Origin of the sequence: Pedobacter sp. BAL39 (assembly GCF_000170795.1) — a bacterium.
GTDB lineage: Bacteria > Bacteroidota > Bacteroidia > Sphingobacteriales > Sphingobacteriaceae > Pedobacter.
The window spans coordinates 82552-104980 of sequence record NZ_ABCM01000018.1 but is presented as its reverse complement, the minus strand read 5'-3'; the positions used below and the strand labels follow the sequence as shown (position 1 = coordinate 104980).

The following is a 22429-nucleotide window of genomic DNA, read 5'->3' as shown; positions in this document are numbered from 1 at the left end:
TGCCACCCCGTTCAAAAGGGATAATCAGTAATTTTATCTCATTAACAGGGAAATGGTACGGACGGCCTGATTTGTATAGTTTTCACCAAATTGTATCTTTTTAAATTCAAAATACAATTATATCCCTGGATATGGGACATACATGGCACAGGCTTGTATATTTGGCAAAACTTAAAAACCTGTTACATGAAGAAGTGGTTTTCCTCCAACTACCAGCATTTGATCATCATTGGCATCTTTTTGCTGCTCTGCTGCATTTATTTTAGTCCAGCACTGGGCGGTAAGGTACTCTACCAGGGCGACGTACAGGAAGCAAAAGCGATGGCCACAGAAATCATGGACGTCAAAGCCAAAACCGGCGAAGGCCCGCTTTGGACCAATTCAATGTTTGGAGGGATGCCCAGTTTTCAGATCTGGGTCAAGTATCCAGGCAACATTACCACTTATGTGATCGACTTGCTGAAAACGGTATTTCCAGATCCCATTGACACCATCTTCTGCTTTTTTCTGGGCTCCTATTTTCTGCTTTGTGTGCTCAGAATGAAGCCCTGGCTCGCCGCAGCTGGTGCAATAGCCTTCACTTTCAGCTCATATAACTTCATTTATATACTGGCAGGCCATAGTAACCACGCCATGGCCATGGCCTTTTTTGCACCGGTGCTGGGGGCAATACTGTTAACCTTACGAGGAGGAAGGTATCTATTTCCCGGAGGCCTGCTCACCGCTTTTTTTCTGGCGCTTGAAATCAGGACAAACCACATACAGATGACCTATTACCTGTTTATGGCCATCATGATCCTGGTGCTCATTGAACTTTACAATGCCTATGCTGCAGGCCGGATGCGCAGATATTTAGTGGCCCTCAGTTATCTCGGAATGTCCGCTGTACTGGCTGTAGCGATCAATGCCGGTACCCTTTGGTCCACCTGGGAATATGGACAGGAGTCTATCCGTGGCAAGGCAAACCTTTCGCCGAAAAATAACCAGTCTGACTCGGGTCTGGACCGCAGTTATGTCTATCAGTATAGTCAGGGTGTAGGTGAGATTGGCACTTTCCTCATCCCAAACCTTTATGGTGGTTCTTCCAGCAGTAAATTCCCTGAAGGACCTAGGGCGGTAAAAGAGGGATTGATAAAGAATGGCGTTGAGGAGGTACAAGCGCAGCAGATTGTCGAACAATTGACCCAGGCAAACGTGCTCAGGCCCTACTGGGGCGACAAACCAAGTACGGTGGGGTCATGGTATTTTGGTGCCATTGTGATCTTCCTGTTTGTTCTCGGCTTATTTATCGTAAATAACCGCATCAAATGGTGGATCATCTCTACTTCATTCCTCTTCATCTTTCTGTCCTTCGGCAAAAACTTCCCTTTGGTTTCAGACCTTTTCCTTGATTACTTCCCAATGTATAACAAGTTCAGGTCGGTAGATTTTACATTAGCCATTCCTGCATTTCTTTTTCCATTACTGGCATTTCTCGCACTGCAGGAGCTGATGGAAGAAAAGGAAAAACGGAAAGACCTTCAGAAAAATTTAGTTTATTCCTTTTACATTACCGCCGGAGGTTTATTGCTGGTGTTGCTGGTTCCGACCGCATTATTCGGCTTCAAGACTGCAGATCACCAGCAGTTCATCAGTCAGCTGAGTCAGGCATTCGGCAACAATCCTGCTATGGCCAATGTGATTGGCAATGGTCTGGTGGCCGACCGCGTCACTCTGGCACGTGCGGATGCACTTAGGTCACTCATCTTTGTATGCCTCGGATTCGCCACCCTGTGGTACCTGCTGAAGGCAAAGCTCAGCAACCAGAATACAGCAATCATCATAGGCCTCCTCATCCTGGCAGACATGTGGCCTGTTGACCGGAGATACCTGAACAACGACAATTTTTACGCTAAATACGAGCTGGAACAGGGTACCACACCTACCGCAGCCGACCAGGTCGCCATTGCAGATCCTGCCCTTGACTTCAGGGTCATTGACCTTACACGTGGAAATCCATTTTTTGATGCTACGGCTTCAAATTTCCACAAGTCTGTTGGTGGCCGTCACTCGGCAAGATTAAGGCGATACGATGAACTGATCAGCACTCAGTTTGATGGTAAGCTAAACGAGCCAATCCTGGATATGTTGAATACCAGGTACGTGATCGTTGCAGACAGCACCAGTCCGGCACCAAAGGCCCTCCGAAGACCCGGTGCACTTGGAAATGCATGGTTCGTTAACGACATCAGATACGTGCGCAATGCAGATGAAGAAATGCAGGCCATCACCGATTTTAAACCTGGTTCCACGGCAGTTGTGGATGACAAATTCCGCAACCAGATCGGTGCACTCCCTGTTAACAGGGACACTACAGCCCGCATTATCATGAAAAGCTATCACCCGGATCACCTGACTTACAATTATCAGTCAAAAACGGATGCGCTGGCGGTATTTGCAGAAGTATGGTATGACAAGGGATGGAATGCCTATCTGGATGGGAAATCTATACCTTATCTTCGGGCCAACTACGTTCTGCGGGCGGCAAAGTTGCCGGCAGGCACCCATCAGCTGGAGTTTAAGTTCGAACCTGATGCTTACCTGATTGGCGACAAGATTTCTCTGGCCGCTTCCATCCTGCTGGTGCTGGCAGGGCTGTTCGCCTTTTACAGGAATTTCAAACCTAAACCCATTGTCGCTGAATAACAACACTCCCCTGCGTACCCGCTTCGGTACAAATTAACAAAGCACATCAGTTGCTGTGTTAAAATTGACATAGATTATTTTTTTTATCGCATTACTCGATATTGTATAGTTTTAATTTTAGATTTATCCAACTTATGAAATTAAACAAATTAACGATGGAAAAAAGAGAGTACACCCTGAATGAATTTATTCTGGAAGCAGCAGAAGACCCTAATGAGAATGATTTCTTTGAGCTGGAGAAACCTGCGATGCTGGAGGTCAACCTTAAAAATCAGAAAATCATGGCGAAAGCTGGATCTATGGTGGCTTATATCGGAAATATCGACTTTAAGAGAGAAGGTATGCTCAGCAAAGGTCTTGGTGGCTTACTTAAGAAGGCCATATCAGGTGAAGGCACTTCATTGATGCATGCTACAGGCAGCGGAAAGTTATACCTTGCTGATGAGGGGAAAAAGGTAAAGATCATCAAACTGCAGAATGAGTCAGTATTTGTCAATGGCAATGACGTATTGGCCCTGGAAGACAGCATCCATAATGAGATCAAAATGCTCAAAAGTATTGCTGGAATGATGTCAGGTGGTTTATTTCAGGTGAAATTATCCGGTTCAGGATACATCGCCATCACCACTCATGGGGAGCCAATCCTCCTGAAGGTCACTCCGGGACAGCCGGTATACACTGATCCCAATGCAACTGTCGCCTGGTCTGAGAACCTGACACCAAAGATAAAAACCAACCTCACCTTTGGTTCTTTCATCGGCAGAGGCAGTGGCGAATCTTTCCAACTCGAATTTATGGGTGAAGGATGGGTGCTCGTGCAACCTTATGAAGAAGTAAAATATGCTGCAAAATCATAATAGCGGTACTTAAGATAGCAGAAGGGCATGCTAGTGCCCTTTTGCTATTTTTTCAATAGCAGGTGATGTTGTCAGTAGAATTGGAACTGCCGTAAATGTGCTTTATAAGACGATTAAGATCACATTAATCCTGCGCAGTCGGACGGATTACCATTTCTCCGATATCGACATGGTCAGGCTGACTGATGGCATACAAAGCTGCCCTGGCAATGTCATCTGCGGAAATGCCTATATCCCCCATCTTTTCCTGAATAGCTGCTTTCATGTCTGCATTTTTTAAACCATCCACAAATTCAGTGCGCACAATACCTGGGGAAATCCCTGTAATCCGGTAACGGCCTGCCGACTCTTGGCGCAAAGCTTCACTGATTGTGCGAACAGCATTCTTCGTCCCTGCATATACGCCCTGCAGCGGAACAATCTTGATTCCCGATGTGGAAATTACATTGATGATGTGACCGTTGCCTTGTTTTTTAAAAACCGACAATGCAGCGGCAATGCCATATAAGGTGCCCCTAAGGTTGACATCGATCATGTCTTCCCAGTCGGCCACATCCAGTTCATCGATGCGTGCCAGATGGCTGATGCCCGCATTGTTGATCATTACATCTAGTCCGCCATATTCTGTACTGGCAAGCTCAACAAACCGGATCAGGTCATGCCGCTGTTTGACATCGACTTCCATCCAGATGGCTTCGCCCCCATCTTCCTTAATTTGAGCCACCAGGCCTACTAACCGGTCGGCACGCCTTGCGCCCAACACTACTTTAGCTCCGTTAGCAGTCAACATTCTCGCCATGGCTGCACCGATACCGCTACTGGCACCTGTAATTGCAATTACTTTTCCTTTGATGGTATTTTCCATACCACAAAGTTCCGCACATCCATTGCCGAAAAAGTTGCCAGATTGGTTGAAAACGTAGTTAAAATTGTAATGTTATCGCTATTTCAAATAGTTCGCGCCCATAACCAAGGAAAGTTACAAGCTAAACACGCATTTACCTCGATGGTACATCGCTTTTATTTCCGAGATCCTGGCCACCGCTTCCGCTGAACAACTTGCTGCCACAAGATTAAAGTCTGCCGTATCCCCTGGTTTTGGCCATTGCACATTTCCATGTTCGTCGAGCGGAAGAACATCATTGGTGGCAATCCTTAACGCCCTGGAAAGGTCCAGCTCTGAGGAGTAGCCATACAGTTGTGCCATCAGATTGGCCTTCTGAAGCACACTACCGGAACCGAAAGGACTCCAATGGTCGATCACACTATCTGTACCGGTCATGACCGGTATACCATGACGGTACAAGGTGGGCAGTGGCATTACCATACCTCCCATCGGCACCGTGGAAATGATGCCCATCTGAGCTTCGGCCAACTGTTCGCAAGTTTTTTTCAATACTGGCTCATCCAGTCGTGCAAGCGCAAAAGCATGGCTCACAAACGTTTTACCCTTCAACACTGGATTCTCCATTACTTTTTTGGCGAGGTATTGAATGGTTTTCAAGCCACTTTCACCCGACTCATGCAAATGGATATCAATGCCACGATGATAATCCACCGCCAGCTGTACCGTGAAATCAATTGACTTCTCAATGCTGCCATCAATAGTAAAGGGATCCAGTCCGCCGATAAAGTCAATATCCATCTGTGCAGCCTCCTCCATCAAGCCTTCAGATTTGGAATTAAAGAGGCCATGCTGAGGAAAAGCCACGAGCTCCGCAGCAAAACCATCACGTTTATGCTCCAGTGCCTGATTCAGGTTTTTTAACGAATTCAGTCCGGAGCTGGGTTCAATATTCACATGGCTCCTTGCGAAGCCAGAACCTTTGGACTGCAGCAATTCAATGAGACGTTCCGCCCTGTAGGTAGAAGTCTTCAGCATTTCCGGGAGGATCTGTTGCTCCAGGAGGATCATGTCCTTAACTGATTTCTGACGTTTGGAATGTGCCTTCCATGGCCCACCGAAATAGGTTTTATCCAGATGGATGTGCATATCTTTCATCGTGGGCAGCATCAAATGACCTTTCGCATCGATCGCCCCGGGAAGATCCCGGTTTGGCTGTATGGATTTGATTTTCCCATTCGCGATCGTCAGGCAGAACAATTCGGTTTTAGTGGCGGTAACCTCCACATCGTCCTGCTCAAAACCAGTCTCCAGCCGGACGTTCTTCAGTATCACTTCCTCTGCATGTCGCTGCGCCTGTTGTGTCGCAAAGGCCGACACGGGCAGGGTACTTGCGATTAAGCTGTAGCCTACGGTACCCATGGTTTGTTGAAGAAATTGTTTACGACTTAAATCTGTATGGTTCATATGGATTGATTTCTAGCGGTTACAAAGCTAAGCCTCCCTCCTCCAATCCAATTATACAAAACATCACATTACTTGGGCAAATGATAAATCGACCTGAAATCCCTGGGTGTACCCCCGGTTTTATTTTTGAAAAAATTGGAGAAATAAGCTACCTCTGTAAAGCCCAGCTCATAGGCGATTTCCTTGATGCTCTTGTCAGAAATCTGGAGCATTCGTTTGGACTCCAGGATCAGCCTATTCTGGATCAGCGTATTGGCCGACAGCTGCAAATATTTCTTACACAACATATTGAGATAGTTAGCGGTAATATTCAGCCGCCCCGCGTAAAATGCAAGTACCTTTTCCATTTTGTAATATTCATCAACGAGCTGCACAAACCTGACCACAATAGGATTTGACTGCCGGCTCCCGACATCGTCGAAAGCAAGGCCGGCCTCCCTGGTCAGTGAACGGCTGATCAGCCTGCAACGCAGCCAGATGATCTCCCAGCAAAGTCGATCTTTAGTCAGCTCCTGTTTCAGCGCCCTGAAGTCGAGGCTCATCTGCTGAAAATTATCTTCATTCAATCGCATTACCGGATGTTTGAAATGAAGGATCTGAGCATAGCTGAGATAATCATTAAAGGTCTGGAGTACCCTTTCGCTCAACATCAGCTGATAACCAAGGGTGTCCTGATCCAATGTCCACTCATGCACCTGACCGGGCAGAAGGATGTGTAGTTCCCGATCGCCTACCTGATAATTGACAAAATCAATGCGGTGTATGCCCCTGCCTTTTTCAATCAGAAAGAAAAGATAGAAATCATGTTTATGGGCAGTAATTTGATGCTCACCGTCGACAGCATGATTGAGCAGGCAAACATCTGTTTTATCATCAAAATGAAAATTTTCTAGTCCCAGCACCGGGAAGTCACTTGGCTCAGCAGGCATTCCCTAAAATAGCAACACCGCCTGACATCCCATCATGCAATTCAGTTTTTTTTGAGAAATACAGCTTTCATAAGCTATATTCGTAATATCATTAAGAATATTCATACATCACCGGTTGTTTTATCATCACCGGCTACTTTATCATCAGAAATATGGAACACCAGGCAAAATCAATCCGACCGTTTGTAGGATCCAAAGACTTTGAAACCTCACGCAGCTTTTACCGCGATCTGGGCTTTGAAGAAACCATATTGACGCGTAATTTGTCAGTTTTCAAAACCGGACCTACAGCCTTTTACCTGCAGGATGCCTATGTGAAAGACTGGATAGACAATACCATGATATTTATGGAAGTAGATGACGTTGACCGTTACTGGAATGAACTTAACGCACTTCAGCTGCCGGCAAAATATGAGACCGTGAAACTGAGCACTGTCCGTGTTGAGGACTGGGGGAAAGAATGTTTCCTGCACGATCCGGCCGGCATTCTATGGCATTTTGGCCAGTTCAATTAAGCTAATCGTCCTCATAACTTATTCTTCCGGTATTTTTCAGGTAAATACAGGCAATGATGCCGAGAGCAATCATCACGCCCAGTCCTGATGCGGTAAAAGCCTCAAGGAAAGGTCGTACTTTCAGCATCACCTCGCTGAACACTGCATCCGCATGGTCTACAGTAAGGTAACCTTTAAGCAGTCCGGCAAGAATCAACGACAACCAGAAAACGGCCAGTGATGCGTTGTTTAACCTGATCGCAAACAATATCCAGCGTTTTGTACGGTCAGCAATCTGATCGATGTCCATCATCTGTCCAAACGCAGCCAGCAACAGCATGGTGTTTATGCCAATCGTCGTTCCCATTGCATGGGCAACAGTAATGTGTGTTCCATGGGTATGCCTATTGATTGCTGGTATTGACATCAGTAATGCAAGAAATAAATTTGCGAAGACCCAGAGTTCTGCTGCGCTGATGAAACGGTACACCACCAGGTGCCGTAGTTTCCTGCCATGGTCGAGCGTTCTTCTAAAATCCCTGATGATCAGAATGAGAATTATCCATTCCGTCATGCTGACTCCATAAGCCACACCACGCATCCAGTTGTTATTGGGCACATTGTAAATATGGTGCCCCCAGTTGAACATCAGGTTAAACAATCCGAGGAAAAACAGGAAATAAGCTTTTTTTGAAATGGCCGGTCCTTTGTTGTTTCCAATCACCATCAGCAGGACGACCGACAAACCGTTGATCATCTGGTTCCATGCACCAACCATCGAGCCGTTCGCCTTCCATTGTACCGTAACCTCCCTGAGAAAAGACGCCCTGAACCAGGGAACATGATAAAGGTTCTGCTCAAGGAAAGTCAGCAAAAAGAAAATTATCCCGGAGGTCCACATCCAGGTATACACAGGTGCCTCTTCAGAAAACTTGCGGATAAAAGCAGCCATAAAAAACAGCCATCCGATCAAAAGCGGAAGGTTCAGCAATGGCGGAAACTCCCAGTACTCACGTCCTCCATATCTATTGAAAAAATAGCTGATGAAGATGAGTACAATACTAACCATCCAGATGACCATAAACGTAGCACTTCTGCGTTTGCTGAAATAACTGACGCAACAGGCTGCACCTGTGATGATCCAGAACAGCGCCGCGGAAGCATGGATGGGCCTGAACTGATGAAAAGGAAGAATCCCATTGAAAGTGGCAGGAAAAAGATAGGCAAAGGACGCAGTCACTCCGGCTACAATGGACAGCATCAGCATACTTAAGGAAAATCGGGCAAATAACCGGTCTATTTGAATCATAAGTCAATTAAAAGATATAGGTTCCACTCCAATGCACAGATTCTTTCGCAACGGCCGAATGTCCGCTGTCATTTACCCATTTCAGGAAAGCAAGGAGCTGGTCGGCTTCCAGGTCACTCAAATGAAAATCAGGCATATTTGCCGATCCGTACTTTATAAAGACCTTCAGGTATGCAGGCTTACCTTTGATCTCGTCTGCTGCAATGTTGGTTAAATCCGGCCCCATATACCCTCCCAATCCATACAGTTGATGGCAGGCATGGCAATTGTGCTCCTGCCAAACCATCCACCCTGCATAGGCGGCGCCTGAGGGACTGCTACCCTGCCCATGCTGATCACTATAGACATACACCAGTATAGAGTAAATCAGGAAAAGTATCATCAGCGTAAACCATAGTCGTAATTTCATCGGCGATTTTGTGTTTGTGCCAAAAGTACAACTGCCGGCATGAAGGATATATGACTCGTGTCATCACCAAAAAGAGCGCTGATACCTACTAAATGATCTATATCATATTTCGTATTTTCCATTAGCTGTTTCTTTGTATACAGAATAATTTTTCGCACAAAAACTTAAGCTATGCACTATTGGAAAAAATTAACCACTACAGAAAGACAAAAACGCATTCAACAGGCATTATCCGAAAACGTCGATTTTTCTAATGACATTTCTTTGGGATACCCTGCATCAAAACTGGATGGACGGGTTTTTAATGATGATGCTCCCTTTTTAAAAGATGCTTATACCCTACAAACCTTTGTGGCCAATCCTAATCATATCGGCTGTCATACTTATGGCAGCTCAGAACACGCTTTCAAAGGCACTCAGGATATTGAACGGGAAGTATTGAATGTAGTGGCAGTAGACATATTTAAGGCTACGCCAGAAAGTTTTGACGGCTACGTGGCACCCGGCGGTACCGAAGCGAACATCCAGGCGATCTGGATTTACCGCAATCATTACATCAAAAATTACGGTGCCAGACTGGATGAAATCGTCATTCTGGCCTCTGAGGATACCCACTACTCCATTCCCAAAGCTTCCAACCTGATGATGGTCGACTGGATCAGTGTTCCTGTGGACTTTCATGAAAGGACCATCGATAAAAACACACTGGAACAGCTCATTATCCAGGCAAAAGCAGATGGCAGGAAATATTTCATCGTCGTAGCCAATATGGGCACCACCATGTTTGGCTCTGTAGATGATCCTGACAGCTATACTTCAGCCCTGGAGAAACATGATGTTCAGTACCAGCTGCACGTGGATGCTGCATACGGCGGCTTCGTCTACCCTTTCAGCAAAACGGGTCATGCCCTGGACTTCAGCAATCCAAAAGTAAACTCCATCACCATAGACGCACATAAAATGCTACAGGCACCTTATGGCACAGGGATATTTTTATGTCGCAAAGGCTGGATTGAGCATGTACTGACCAAAGAAGCTGAATATGTGGAAGGCATGGACCTTACCTTATGTGGCAGCAGATCCGGTTCTAACGCCGTTGCCATCTGGATGATCCTCTTCACTTATGGTGAAAATGGATGGTTTGAAAAGATCAGTATACTGCAGATGAGAACAGCTTGGTTGTGTAAAGAACTCGACCTGCTCGGTGTAACCTACTTCAGGGAACGTGCAATGAACATTGTCACCATCAGTGCTGCTTATATCTCCGATGACCTGGCGACATCGTTTCATCTTGTGCCACAAAAACATGACACAGGAAATGAGTGGTATAAGGTCATCATTATGGATCATGTGGAAGTTACACATTTACAGCTGCTGGTCAGCGCTTTAAAACTAAGGATCGAAGACACTGCATTCACCGCATTTTCATAATCCACACAATTCTCGATATCAGGTGTTATCAAAGGGAATCGTCGCATAGTTTTTGATGTATTCAACACCTGATAAATTAATTCTTGTCATTATGAAAATTCTGAATAAATACCTGATTTTAGCGCTATGCGCCACTGTGATGATGTCCTGTTCGACTTCCAGAAACAGATCTGCCAACAGTGAAGGCGGCGTTACGCCAAGGGTAAAAAGACCAGGCCAAAGCATCATCAATGCGAGTGGCGACGGACTCACTCCGGGAGTAAATCCAAATGGCGGCAATATGGGTACAGGTGCCAGCAATGCAGTCAACATTTCCAACAATGCGATCAGCAAGGCAAGAACCGATGCACGCGGTCAGGCATTCAGGTTAGACTCAGTTTCAAATGATGATTTTCTGCATAAAGCCGCCGTACACATCATGATGGAAAGTAACATCAGTAAAATTGCATCTGAGAAATCGGCCATTAAGGAAGTTAGCAGTTATGCCAAAATGATTGTCGGCAGCCACAGGGACATCCAGTCACAATTACAGAAACTGTCATCAAAAATGGATATTGAAATTCCTGATACGAGCGACAATAACGTAAAGGTCATGCAGAACATGGCGGCAAAAAGCAGCTCTGCCTCAGGAGCCAGTGAGTTTGACTTCAGGTATGTTCAGATTATGATCGATGACCACAGAAATGCCATCAGGCTTTTTGAAGCTGGTGCCAAGTCGAAGACACCAGAAGTCGCAGACTTCGCCAATAAATATCTTCCGTTACTAAGAACGCATTTAAATGCTGCTCAGGATTTGACCAAGGTTGTACGCCCTGTAGCCAAGAACTAATAAGAAATCATATATTTTAACTTGAAAGAGAGCCATATTGGCTCTCTTTTGCAAAACGTTTATTTTGTTTCTACGTCTTTAAGAGGAACATAAAACGTAGTCGTTGTTTGGGTGTAAATTGAAAGTGTAACCAATTCCAAAAGACCATCAACAAAGGTATGCTGAGTTTTTACGATGTAGTCTTTTCTATCTCCAATTAACTTTTTTGCCTCATATCCATTTGTTAAATGGTACCAGTCCGGCAATAAGTGCATGTTTTTTTACTGTTTACTTTCACGACGGGTGCATCCAGAGAAATGTCACCGTGAGCGATTTTTGCTGTGTATCAAGATGAGAACATTAAAGTCAGCGCAAGGCTGGACAGCAGAATAGCGTTTCTTTTCATATTTGAGGATTAACTTGAATTTCGCCAAAGATATTACCAATTATCAGATAGGCAACAACCAAATCAACAGCTTTATAAACTACATTCACCTCAAAACTAACACGACAACGTCCGTTATTGTGATCAGCCTTTACCATACCCATCATGTTTCCTGTTATAATCCTAAACATTCCAGCTGCTGGATATCTCACCATGGAAATGAGCTTTCCGAATATCAAAACAACGGCAATTTCTGACTTAAACAGCGCTCATTTTTTATTTACCGGATTTAAAATAAAAATTATTCTCACTTATAATGTGCGGGTTAGCTCTGAATACCGGTCGAGATGATAAAATAAGTACATCTGAGTTTGCAAAATCAAGTTGAGTTTGTACTTTTGCGGCGGAGAGTTGGCAGAGTGGTCGATTGCGGCAGTCTTGAAAACTGTTGAGTGTAATAGCTCCGGGGGTTCGAATCCCTCACTCTCCGCTGAAAAGGTTGTTAAACTTTCGAAAGCCTGCAAATCATATGATTTGCAGGCTTTCTTGTTTCTGAGGGTACCCAAATTTTTCATCATTTCTAATAAGATTGGTGAGTGATTCGGTGAGTAAATCAGAAATTTTAAATGACTCACCGAATAACATACAAAAAACTGACTATAAGTAATTTACATACATAAACATCTAAAATTCTTAAAGTTGCAATGCTAAATTTGTTTAAATGTTACTTCATCTGACTCATTACCATCCTGTCGAACATCTTGTCTGACAAAATCTTCCTTAAAAACAGCATTGGTTTAGCTCCCGAAGCACCGGCATACCTCGTTTTAGGACATTTTGCTTCAATTCCTTTTTTAATGAGTTTAGCAATAACAATAGGGTCAGCCGCTCCTTTTTCTGTCGCCGCATACATTTTGCTTACACCTTTTGCTAAATGGCTATAAACGGTATCTCCTGATATCCGGCTTAAGTATCCCGTTCCAAGACCCGTCATTTCCGATCTTGTTCCACCTGGTTCAATGACCACGACATCAATTCCAAACGATTTCACTTCCTTACGAAGTGCGTCGCTCAAACCCTCAATAGCGAATTTACTTGCGTGATACCAAACACCCATAGGCAGCGTTACTTTACCGCCAATTGAAGAGATATTTATAATTTTTCCATATTTGTTTTTCCGCATACCTGGAAGCACTAATTGTATCAAGCGTGCAACGGCAAAAACGTTTACTTCCATTTGGTATCTTGCGTCGGACATGGGCATATCTTCCAACGCACCATAGTAACCTGAACCAGCATTGTTGACCAAAATATCGATCCCTCCTGCCTCTTTCATAATCCGCTCAACGCATCTGCTCAGACTTTCCTCGTTGGTAACATCCATAGAGATCGGGATCACTCCTAGTGTTTTCAACTCTTCCAACTTCTCCGTTCTACGTGCAGCTCCGTAAACTTTGTACCCATTTTGTGCCAGGTAAACTGCGGTTGCTTTCCCTATACCTGACGAAGCTCCCGTGACCAATACTGTTTTCATTCTTTTATGTTTTATTAACAGCACAAAGATGCCTGGCTTAAAAACCATTTCATTTGCCATTTGGCAAAAAACACAACACCTGGCAAAAAACATAAAAAAACCGCCTTACAATTCACTTGTAAGACGGCACTTTATAAATAAAGATTTACATTATGAGAGGGTAACTAATATCCAGGATTTTGTTTTAGCTGAGGATTCACATTCAACACTTTCCTACCTATAGGAAAAATCTCAGTGTGTTTATCTGCATCCGCCTGTTTGTCCCACCAAACACCACTGCTGAAAACTCCCCAACGGATCAAGTCTGTCCTCCGTCTGTTTTCACCAAGAAACTCCCTACCCCACTCGTCCAAAACCTCCTGATCAGTCAACTGACCTCCATCCGGACGATAAAGACTTGTTGATCCCTCAGGATAGTTACGTCGGCGCACCGCATTTAATAACACTGCTGCGCCTGCTTTATCGCCCGCACGGTATTTACACTCAGCAAGCATGTAATAAACTTCAGACAGGCGGATTTCGGCATAAGCTGAGGTGATGCGATTTGCATCAGATGTCGGATAAACCGGATATTTAACCATGAATACCCCGGAATTGTGGTCCGCATGGTTCATATTGGACGTCTTATCGGTAATTTGTTTACCAGGCTTGGTGTCCAGAAACATCCCCACCTGATCGCGTATAAACAGGGCGTAAGGGCCTTTATTACCCCTAACCGTATCTGCTACGGTACTGCCATTCACACTCCGTTGAAATGGAAGATATCCATACAAAAACATTCCCTCGCGTTTGCTGTTGCCAAGGTTCTTATAAAGTTTGAGACGTACGTCATCCGGGTACTTTTGAAATTTAACAAATGGTTTACCAAGCTGAAAAGCATATTCCACACTATCCACGTCACGTCCCGGCTGAAGTGCAAACTTAGGATTCGACTTTCCAAAGTCGGTAAAACCACAGTAAAGAGGTGCTGCATCATAAGTCATTCCCCAGAAATACATGCCACTATCATACTGCCAGTGTGTACGGGTAAGACTGGATGGAAATCCGTAGATCACCTCCGAATTGGGCTGATTATTGGTATAGTCAAATGGAGCATCCCATCTTGTATCGAGTGCATAAGCACCATATTTCCCGTCAATAATATCCTGCGAAATGGCCGCACATTCAGCAAATTTATCTACCCCGGTGTACACTTTGGAATTTAAGTACAACCTCGCCAATAACGACGCTGCCCCCGCCTGTGTCCAGCGTCCGATGCTGTTGTTACCCAGCGAAGCCCTTAATGGCAGATCAGGGATCGAAGCTTTCAACTCTGACTCAATAAAGTCAAATGCTTCCTGAGGAGTGGCCTGCAATCCACCCTGCGTTTCATTTTTCACTGTCCTGATGATCTCTATATTCCTATAGAAATCTAATGCCCTCAGGTGAAACCAGGCGCGCAGTGTACGCAGTTCCGCCTTGAAATCGGCAAGCTCCACCGGTGTGACATTGAGTTTCTCCGGATCTGTGATGCTTTCCATATCCTGTAGTGAGTTGGTCGCCAGCACAATCCCCTGATAGAAAGAGATCCAGGCGTTGCTGGTAAAACCATCTTCGGCAGTCCAGGTATGATAATGCATCCGTTGGTAATATCCTCCATCCTGCCAGTCTCCCTGACGATTGTAAGTTCCGAACTCGTCTGACGTATCTTCATTTGCGGCGAAGACATCGCCACCCTGAATGCTCCAATAGGCATGTTCAAACGGACGTAGGAAATCGCGGATGACATCATCGCGCCGCTGGAGGAATGCACCTGCATCTATTTTATCATAAACTTCTTCGTCCAGCTTGGTACATCCGGAAAAAATGGCCAAAGCAATGACTGAAGTGATTTTAATATTTTTTATGTTGAAATACTTTTTCATGTATGTTTCTTTAGAAAGTAATTTGTGCACCGAAAATCAGCTGAAGTGTAGAAGGATAATAATTCAGAGAGGTATTGACCCCTGGTGTCAGACCGTTCACAGGAATCAGGTCGGGATCACCTACACTGTATTTTTTAAAGGTATGCAGGTTCCGGCCGGCCGCATAAAGCCTTATCCCGTGAACAAATTTGGAATTGACCGATTGTTTATACCCCAGTGCAACGTTATCGATTTTCACAAATGAACCGTTCTCCAGGAAATAGTCTGAAGGAATAGAAAGGCTGCTGCTATTTGTCAGTTTGGAGTATTTGCTACCGCTGTCGTAAGCAGAAGTCAGCACATTAACATCAGCCTGGGTTGCCGGTGTCCCCAGGTAAAATGCGGGTGTATTGAAAACTTTGTATCCGAAGTTTCCTCTGAGAAAAATGCTCAGGTCAAATTGTTTATACGTAAAGGTATTGCCTAGAGAGGCGGTAAACTTTGGCAGACCATTTCCAACATACTGCTTGTCATCATTGTTGGCCTGATTTGCTGGGACAACACTGCCGTCCTTTTTATAAACGAGCAATGTCCCATCCTCACTGATGCCTGCATTACGGTAGGTATAAAATGAACCAATCCGTCGGCCTTCTTCAAGTCTTTGGATGGTTCCCGGAGATCCCGGAGCGGGTAAACCAGCAACGTCAAGATATGCCGCCCCTTTATAAAGATCATTGGAAAAAGAAATAAATTTATTGTCATTGTAAGCACCCGCAAGCGTGATGCTGTAACTGAAATCATCGGTCTTTATTGGATTAGCCTGAATCTGCAGCTCTACACCCGAATTTTTAAGTGTACCTACATTCGCATAAGTTCTTTCGTGCGGGTTCGGAGGGACAGGAACATCGTATTCTCCAAGCAGATCTTTATTGGTCCTCACATAGTAATTCAAGGCACCTGTAATTCTGCCTTTCAAGACCTCAAAATCTAATCCCGCGTTAAAGTTATGCGCTTTTTCCCATCGCAGATTGGGATTCGAATTTTTATTCGGCCCATATACCTGATAATTTGTGCCGTTAAAAGGGAAATAACCAAAGCCGCTATACAACAACAGTGACAGGTAATTGTCGAAGTCCTGATTTCCGGTGACACCAAAATCCACACGTAGTTTTAAGTCATCCAGCCAGGATATTTTTTCCTTCAGAAAAGGCTCTTCAGTAATACGCCATGCTGCAGATACTGCCGGGAAGTTCCCCCATTTATTGTCGATTCCAAATTTCGAAGACCCTTCACGGCGCAAGCTGGCAGTGACAATATATTTATGGTCAAAGTCATAATTGATACGCCCGAAGAAAGAAATCAAGGTAGATCCATTCTGTGTGGAAGCAACGGCATCCTGACCATTTCCTGCCGCTCCACCGTTATATAAACCTGAGCCCAGATTATTCCATGAAAAGGCATCGAAAGGAAAATCATAGTTGCTCGCTCGGAATTGCTTGTAATTCGATAAGGAATAAGAATAACCACCCAGTAGTTTTATGCGATGCTTTTCAAATGCAGTAGAATAATTGGCAGTCCATTCCAGGTTTTTCACATCACTTTCCGTTTGTTCCTGCTGTGCATAGTTGGACTTGATCGTCTGGTTATTATATACAATATTAGACAGCGTAGAAGGCCTAAAGTCCAAATTTTTAAATGAAGAACTTGCTTCAGACACCACCACCATCGTATTCAGGTTGTCCAATAGGTTGACCTTTAGGCTACCGCTGATGTCTATCTTCTTAATTTCCTCCTGCGCCTTGATCATTCTCGCATTCTCAACTGGGTTACTCGCATCGAACCCTGTGTTCAGATAGTTGTACTGCCCCCTCTCATTGTATACCGGAAATGTTGGATTCAGTGTCAATGAATTCTTAAAACCGCTATAATCTGCCTTTCTGGTTTGGGCATAACGTGGTGCCGCCATTAGACTCACTTCATAGGTCTTATCTTTTGAAGTGTAATTGGCATTGATTCTCGTGCCATATTCTCTCTTATTTGCACGAAGGTCAATTCCATCTGCATCGCGATAATCAGCTGAGGCAAAGAAGTTTGTTGTACCTGAACCACCCGATAGTTGAAGCGTATGTTTTTGTCCGATGGCCGCTGACCGGCTGACTTCTTTCTGCCAATCCGTATTCCCTCCGTAGTCCACGCCTTTATTGTTCGGCACCCGATTGGCAACAAACGCATCTTTAGAAAGCACCTCATAGGCATTTGTGATATAATCCATGCTGCTATAGCCATCATAAAACAATTGGGATTGCTCTGACCCCTTTTTTAAAGTGATGATGATGACACCATTACTTCCCCTGGTGCCATAAATTGCAGAAGCTGCACCACCTTTTAACACATCAATAGATTCGATATCATTTTGATTGACGTTATCAATATTACCTCCAATGACACCGTTAATGATGTACAATGGTCCAAGGCCTGCATTTCTGGAAGAGACACCACGCATCTGTATAGAAGGTGTTGAATTCGGATCGCCATTGGCAGTATTCGTGACAGTCAGACCTGCAACTTTACCCTGTAATCCCTGAAGTGGACTATTACTGGCTACCGTTTGCAGCTCACGGGCGCTCACGTGCGTGATGGCACTCGAGACTTCCTTTTTGTCGAGCGTACCGTAACCAACGCTTACCACCACAACCTCATCAAGGGCATTCGAGCTTTCTTTCAAACTGAAATTGATGGTCGTTCGTTCGCCAACAGTCACTTCCTGGCTGTTGTACCCAACATAACTCACCACGAGCACTGATGCCGGACCATTTACAGTAAGTCGGTAGCCTCCGTTTACATCTGTAACTGCGCCGTTTTTAGTGCCCTTTTCTTTAATGGAAACCCCTGGTATCGGGTCACCCTTCTCATCGGTAATTTTACCGGTGATCGCTACCGGAGGGTGTTTTAATGCAACACTGGGAGGGCTTGCAATGGCCTCCACAGCGATAAGTTGAAAAATTAGCACCATAAGAAACACAAAGGATCTCGCTAATAATGAAATTCTAAAATTTCGTAATTTTCCGTTCATAATAAATTGTCTATATTGGTTAAAGGGGAAATGTTCAGGACTGATATTGGGGGCATCAGCCGTTCCATTAAACCGCATCGAATGTATTTCAATAAAAATGGAATGGCTTATCGCTGCTGTTCAATTTTTAATCACTATGATTCAATATGACTGCTGTGCTAAATAAATCCCCGATATCCCGGGGAAGTAGTTTATTTTTATAGCCCTGAGTTTTTGCAGGCCCCTGGATTTAGCAACCGATTGATGAGCAGGATACCATATCTTCTAACAGCCCTATTGCTGGTGCTGTATTTAACGAGTTACGGACAAGCAAGCCGTTATTACTTCCGCCATTTCATGACGGATGACGGCCTCTCACACAATACCGTATTGAGTATACTTCAGGATAAGAAAGGTTTCATCTGGCTTGGTACCAAAGACGGACTAAACCGCTTCGACGGCTTCAATTTCAAGAAGTTCAGAAATGACAGGCATCGGTTTGGCGGCATTGGCGATGACCAGCTTCATGCCATGTGTCAGGACAATGAAGGAAAGCTGTGGATAGGTACCGGCAGGGGTTTATATCGCTTTGACCCGAAAACAGAATCTTTTGAGGAGTCAGTCATTGCTCCTTTCGATAGGGTGACCTTCATAGTGACCGATGGCCGCCAGCACTTATGGTTCCTGGCCGGCAATCGTCTTTGGTCGTACCACCTCAAGACTAAAAAACTCACCGACCTGCACATCCGGGCCAATTGCCTGATATTAGACCGGCATCAGCAGCTGCTGATGGGTAACGACGAAGGCGAGATCATCAGATATCAGCCAGGCAGTACTAATAGCAGACATTTTCAGGTGGTAGAAAAAAACCTACCCATAAACCTTCAACCTATAACGGCTATTGCGGAGACCAGCACGGGTTACGTCATCGGAACAAACAAACTGGGCCTGCTCAGCTTCAATCCGGAAACAAGGCAATCCAGTCCTATACTCAGCAGAAATGCTGACGGAACAGAGCTGAATGTCCGTGCCATCCTGCCTGGAGAACCAGGGGAATATTGGGTAGCCACAGAATCTGGTGTAGTGGTATATAAGCAGAAAACGCAGGAGACCATGGTGTTCCAGAAAAATCAGAGTGATCCCTATGCCATCAACGACAATGCCATATACGCCTTCTGCAGAGATTCGGATGGTGGGATGTGGGTGGGCACCTATTTCGGCGGACTCAACTACCAAAATTCCAAAAACTCAAGGTTCCGGAAATATTATCCGCTGAAGAACGAGCAGTCCATCTCCGGAAATGCCATTAGTGCCATCTGTGAAGACCGGCAGCAAAGCATCTGGATCGGGACTGAAGATGCAGGGATCAGCAAGCTTGACATCAGTTCTGGTTTAGTTAGAAACTTCCGCTTCAATGGGAAGTCGAATGGTCTTGCGCACAACAACGTTCACGCCTTGCTGATGTCAGGAAATCAGCTCTACATTGGCCTTTTTCAGAACGGCCTGGAGGTGCTCGACATCAATACCGGTTTCATCACGGAAAGGTATGGAACACTCGCTGCAAAGTACAAGGAAAGAAGCAACTTTGTCCTCTGTCTGCTGGCCACCAGGCAGGGAAAAATATACCTGGGTACCATCGGACCGAGTGCAGGGCTGTATGAGTTTAACAAAAACACAAAACAGGTAACCGCTGTTGAGGGATTCGACCTCTCTGACGGTGTTTTCGCCCTGTCCGAAGACCATCTTGGCAGGTTATGGATCGGCACGGCCAACAAGGGGGCGATTTGCTATGACCCCATTTCCGGAAAAAGCACTCCTCTTAAATTTGGCAATGGCTCCCTGCCTAAAACTGGTGGAGCAGAAACTACCATACATTACATTTATGAAGACAGTCAGCATCATTTGTGGTTTTGCACTGAAGGTGCTGGCGTTTTCAAACTGGACAACAACGGCAGCAAAAAAACAGCTTACAACACGCATACTGGTCTGTCCAGCAATTATGTATACCGGGTTGTTGAAGATGATCAGCACCAGCTATGGATGAGCTCCACGAAAGGGCTCATGCGCATGAACATGGCTACCGGCAAGATCACAACTTACACACAGGATAACGGACTGATCACGGATCAGTTCAACTATAGTGCATCGTACAGGGCATCCAATGGAATCATTTATTTTGGCAGCGTCAAAGGCCTGATAGGTTTCGATCCGCGGGATTTCAATAAAACCCTAAAATCACCCCCGTTATACCTCACCACTCTGGAAATCAACAACCAGCCTGTGCTACCAGGTACGCGGCAATCCGTATTGAGGCATGGCATCAGTGATACCGATAGTCTGCAACTGACCCACAGTCAGAACAACATCAACCTGGAGTTTGCTGCACTTGATTTTTCATCTGCAAAGGCCATCAGGTATAAGTACAGGCTCAAAGGACTGAATGATTCATGGATTGCGCTGGAAGAAAACAGGAAAGTTTTCTTCACGGGCCTTTCTCCGGGAAGGTATATTTTCGAGTTTGCCGCAGAAAGCAATACCGGAGAATGGAAAACCAGTCCAAAGCAGCTTTTCATTCACATACAGCCTCCACTATACCTGAGCATGACGGCTTATTTTCTTTATCTCCTCCTAACCTTGATGGTCATCTATTATTCCATCCGCAGTTACGAGTTTTACCTGAACAGACAACACCAAACCAAACTTCAGCAATTTGAGCATGAGAAAAAACAGGAAATTTACCAATCGAAGATTGACTTCTTCACCAACATTGCACACGAACTTCGTACGCCTCTAACGCTTATTAAGCTGCCTTTAGACCAGCTTACCAACGTCGAGGCATTAGATACAAAAGTAAAGGAAAACCTGACCATGATTAACAAGAATACCAATCGACTAATTGAACTGACCAACCAGCTGCTGGATTTCAGAAAGTCTGACCGGGAAAACCTCAGACTGGTGTTTGTAAAAACCAACATCAACACCTTACTCAGCGACATCTATGAAGATTTTCAGATCATCGCACAGGAACAAAAACTAAGCTATGAGCTGGAACTGCCCCGGCACCTGACGCTTCATGCCTATGTAGACATTGAGGCTTTCAAAAAAATCCTGATCAACCTGATATCCAACGCCTTTAAATACGCGGAAAGGACCATACGCATCAGCATCAGCCCCCTCAACAGCAACGATGATCATTTCAGCCTTGAGGTACAAAATGATGGTTCCCTCATCCCTGCAAGGTATCATGAGAAGGTTTTTGAACCCTTTTTCAGAATTGATGACCATGATAAACACTCTGGTAGTGGCATCGGACTGGCCCTGGCAAGGTCACTCACAGAAATGCACAATGGAACACTCACACTGACAACCAATGAAAAATACAATGTTTTCAAACTGAGTCTGCCTATACACCAGCAGGAAGAGGTAGACTTTAAAGTGGAAGAACCGGTAGATGCGGACTCAGAAATCAACGATGCTGAAGACAGGACATCACCGGACGGACTTCCGTCAATATTGCTTGTCGAGGACCATAATGATATACTCAAATACATTTCCCAGGAATTGAGGGGTGAGTACTTTATCCTCAAAGCAAACGACGGCATGGAAGCACTGGAACTCCTGGAAAAACATCCCGTACAGCTGGTTGTCAGCGATATCATGATGCCAAGGATGAATGGCCTGGACTTGTGCCGGCGCATTAAAACCGACCTTACCTACAGTCATATCCCAGTAATCCTGCTGACCGCCAAAACATCAGTGGATTCCAGAATAGAAGGCCTGGGAACGGGGGCTGATGCTTATATAGACAAGCCCTTTTCGATGTCTCACCTCGAGATGCAGATCAAAAGCCTGCTCCGCAACAGGAAACTGGTAAAGGAACATTTTGCCAGATCCCCACTTAGTCAGATTCAGGCCGTAGCTTATTCCAAAACAGATGTCAGCTTCCTGGAACAACTTACGACAGTGATCTCTGATAGGTTGAGCGATTCCAGCCTTGACGTGGAGATGCTTTCCAGAACAATGAACATGAGCCGCCCAACATTGTATAGAAAAATCAAGGCACTCACAAATATGCCTCCCAGCGCACTGATCTCTTTATACCGCCTAAAACACGCTGCTGAGCTGCTGGCTACCAGGCAGTATAAAATCAATGAAATCTCCTTTATCATCGGATACAATTCACCCGCAAATTTTACACGCGACTTCCAGAAACAATTTGGCATCAAGCCTTCTGCGTACATCAAACAACTTGATCAATAAGACAACAACTGGATTTATAGCTAAACCATTTGATTTATACCAAAACAATTCGGTTCATAAAAAAACAGCATTTACGCCCTGA

General features: G+C 44.9%; 15 protein-coding genes and 1 tRNA gene. 7 read left to right on the top strand and 9 right to left on the bottom strand.

What is annotated here, in order from left to right; genetic code table 11:
• Window positions 1-186: 186 nt before the first annotated feature.
• Together PBAL39_RS19565 and PBAL39_RS19560 are read left to right on the top strand one after the other, a co-directional pair.
• A complete protein-coding gene (locus PBAL39_RS19565) occupies window positions 187-2685 on the top strand; it encodes a YfhO family protein (RefSeq protein ID WP_008244790.1) in 2499 nt (832 codons plus the stop codon).
• Window positions 2686-2840: 155 nt separating this feature from the next.
• On the top strand, window positions 2841-3542 hold the full coding sequence (locus tag PBAL39_RS19560; RefSeq protein ID WP_039867194.1) for an AIM24 family protein: 702 nt from the start codon (window positions 2841-2843) through the stop codon (window positions 3540-3542).
• Window positions 3543-3666: 124 nt separating this feature from the next.
• Here PBAL39_RS19560 and PBAL39_RS19555 read toward each other — a convergent pair whose 3' ends face one another.
• The 3 genes from PBAL39_RS19555 to PBAL39_RS19545 all read right to left on the bottom strand — a co-directional run bounded on the left by PBAL39_RS19555 (window position 3667) and on the right by PBAL39_RS19545 (window position 6782).
• Window positions 3667-4407, bottom strand: a complete 741-nt coding sequence (locus PBAL39_RS19555) for an SDR family oxidoreductase (protein ID WP_008244788.1) — start codon at window positions 4405-4407, stop codon at window positions 3667-3669.
• 114 nt (window positions 4408-4521) lie between these two features.
• Window positions 4522-5853, bottom strand: a complete 1332-nt coding sequence (locus PBAL39_RS19550) for an amidohydrolase (protein WP_039867166.1) — start codon at window positions 5851-5853, stop codon at window positions 4522-4524.
• Between the two features lie 68 nt (window positions 5854-5921).
• Window positions 5922-6782: an AraC family transcriptional regulator gene (locus PBAL39_RS19545; RefSeq protein WP_008244786.1), complete on the bottom strand. Its 861-nt coding sequence runs from the start codon at window positions 6780-6782 to the stop codon at window positions 5922-5924.
• Window positions 6783-6934: 152 nt separating this feature from the next.
• Between PBAL39_RS19545 and PBAL39_RS19540 the strand changes: the two genes are divergently transcribed.
• A complete protein-coding gene (locus PBAL39_RS19540) occupies window positions 6935-7297 on the top strand; it encodes a glyoxalase (protein WP_008244784.1) in 363 nt (120 codons plus the stop codon).
• Between the two features lies 1 nt (window position 7298).
• Here the strand turns inward: PBAL39_RS19540 and PBAL39_RS19535 are convergent, their stop codons facing one another.
• Together PBAL39_RS19535 and PBAL39_RS19530 are read right to left on the bottom strand one after the other, a co-directional pair.
• The gene (locus PBAL39_RS19535; RefSeq protein ID WP_083801783.1) at window positions 7299-8585 is read right to left on the bottom strand and encodes a cbb3-type cytochrome c oxidase subunit I; all 1287 of its coding nucleotides are present in this window, start codon (window positions 8583-8585) and stop codon (window positions 7299-7301) included.
• 7 nt (window positions 8586-8592) lie between these two features.
• Window positions 8593-8994 carry a cytochrome c gene (locus tag PBAL39_RS19530; protein ID WP_157274118.1) on the bottom strand — a complete coding sequence of 134 codons (402 nt, stop codon included), beginning with the start codon at window positions 8992-8994 and terminating at the stop codon, window positions 8593-8595.
• 171 nt (window positions 8995-9165) lie between these two features.
• Between PBAL39_RS19530 and PBAL39_RS19525 the strand changes: the two genes are divergently transcribed.
• Both PBAL39_RS19525 and PBAL39_RS24820 read left to right on the top strand, forming a co-directional pair.
• Entirely contained in the window at window positions 9166-10425 is a 1260-nt protein-coding gene (locus tag PBAL39_RS19525) for a pyridoxal-dependent decarboxylase (protein WP_008244778.1), read from the top strand.
• Between the two features lie 91 nt (window positions 10426-10516).
• Window positions 10517-11254, top strand: a complete 738-nt coding sequence (locus PBAL39_RS24820; protein WP_008244773.1) for a DUF4142 domain-containing protein — start codon at window positions 10517-10519, stop codon at window positions 11252-11254.
• Window positions 11255-11313: 59 nt separating this feature from the next.
• Here PBAL39_RS24820 and PBAL39_RS25935 read toward each other — a convergent pair whose 3' ends face one another.
• On the bottom strand, window positions 11314-11508 hold the full coding sequence (locus PBAL39_RS25935) for a Bor/Iss family lipoprotein (protein ID WP_008244772.1): 195 nt from the start codon (window positions 11506-11508) through the stop codon (window positions 11314-11316).
• 515 nt (window positions 11509-12023) lie between these two features.
• Here PBAL39_RS25935 and PBAL39_RS19510 point away from each other — a divergent pair.
• Window positions 12024-12108, top strand: a tRNA-Ser gene (locus tag PBAL39_RS19510).
• 234 nt (window positions 12109-12342) lie between these two features.
• Here the strand turns inward: PBAL39_RS19510 and PBAL39_RS19505 are convergent.
• The 3 genes from PBAL39_RS19505 to PBAL39_RS19495 form a co-directional block, all read right to left on the bottom strand.
• On the bottom strand, window positions 12343-13152 hold the full coding sequence (locus PBAL39_RS19505; protein ID WP_039867189.1) for an oxidoreductase: 810 nt from the start codon (window positions 13150-13152) through the stop codon (window positions 12343-12345).
• Window positions 13153-13316: 164 nt separating this feature from the next.
• Window positions 13317-15056 carry a RagB/SusD family nutrient uptake outer membrane protein gene (locus PBAL39_RS19500; protein ID WP_008244767.1) on the bottom strand — a complete coding sequence of 580 codons (1740 nt, stop codon included), beginning with the start codon at window positions 15054-15056 and terminating at the stop codon, window positions 13317-13319.
• Window positions 15057-15066: 10 nt separating this feature from the next.
• Window positions 15067-18048, bottom strand: coding sequence for a SusC/RagA family TonB-linked outer membrane protein (locus tag PBAL39_RS19495; protein WP_008244766.1), 2982 nt, complete (start codon window positions 18046-18048; stop codon window positions 15067-15069).
• A 303-nt stretch (window positions 18049-18351) separates the two neighbouring features.
• On the opposite strand from PBAL39_RS19495, the gene PBAL39_RS19490 reads away from it, so the two are divergent.
• Window positions 18352-22347: a hybrid sensor histidine kinase/response regulator transcription factor gene (locus PBAL39_RS19490; protein WP_050784369.1), complete on the top strand. Its 3996-nt coding sequence runs from the start codon at window positions 18352-18354 to the stop codon at window positions 22345-22347.
• Window positions 22348-22429: the final 82 nt, after the last annotated feature.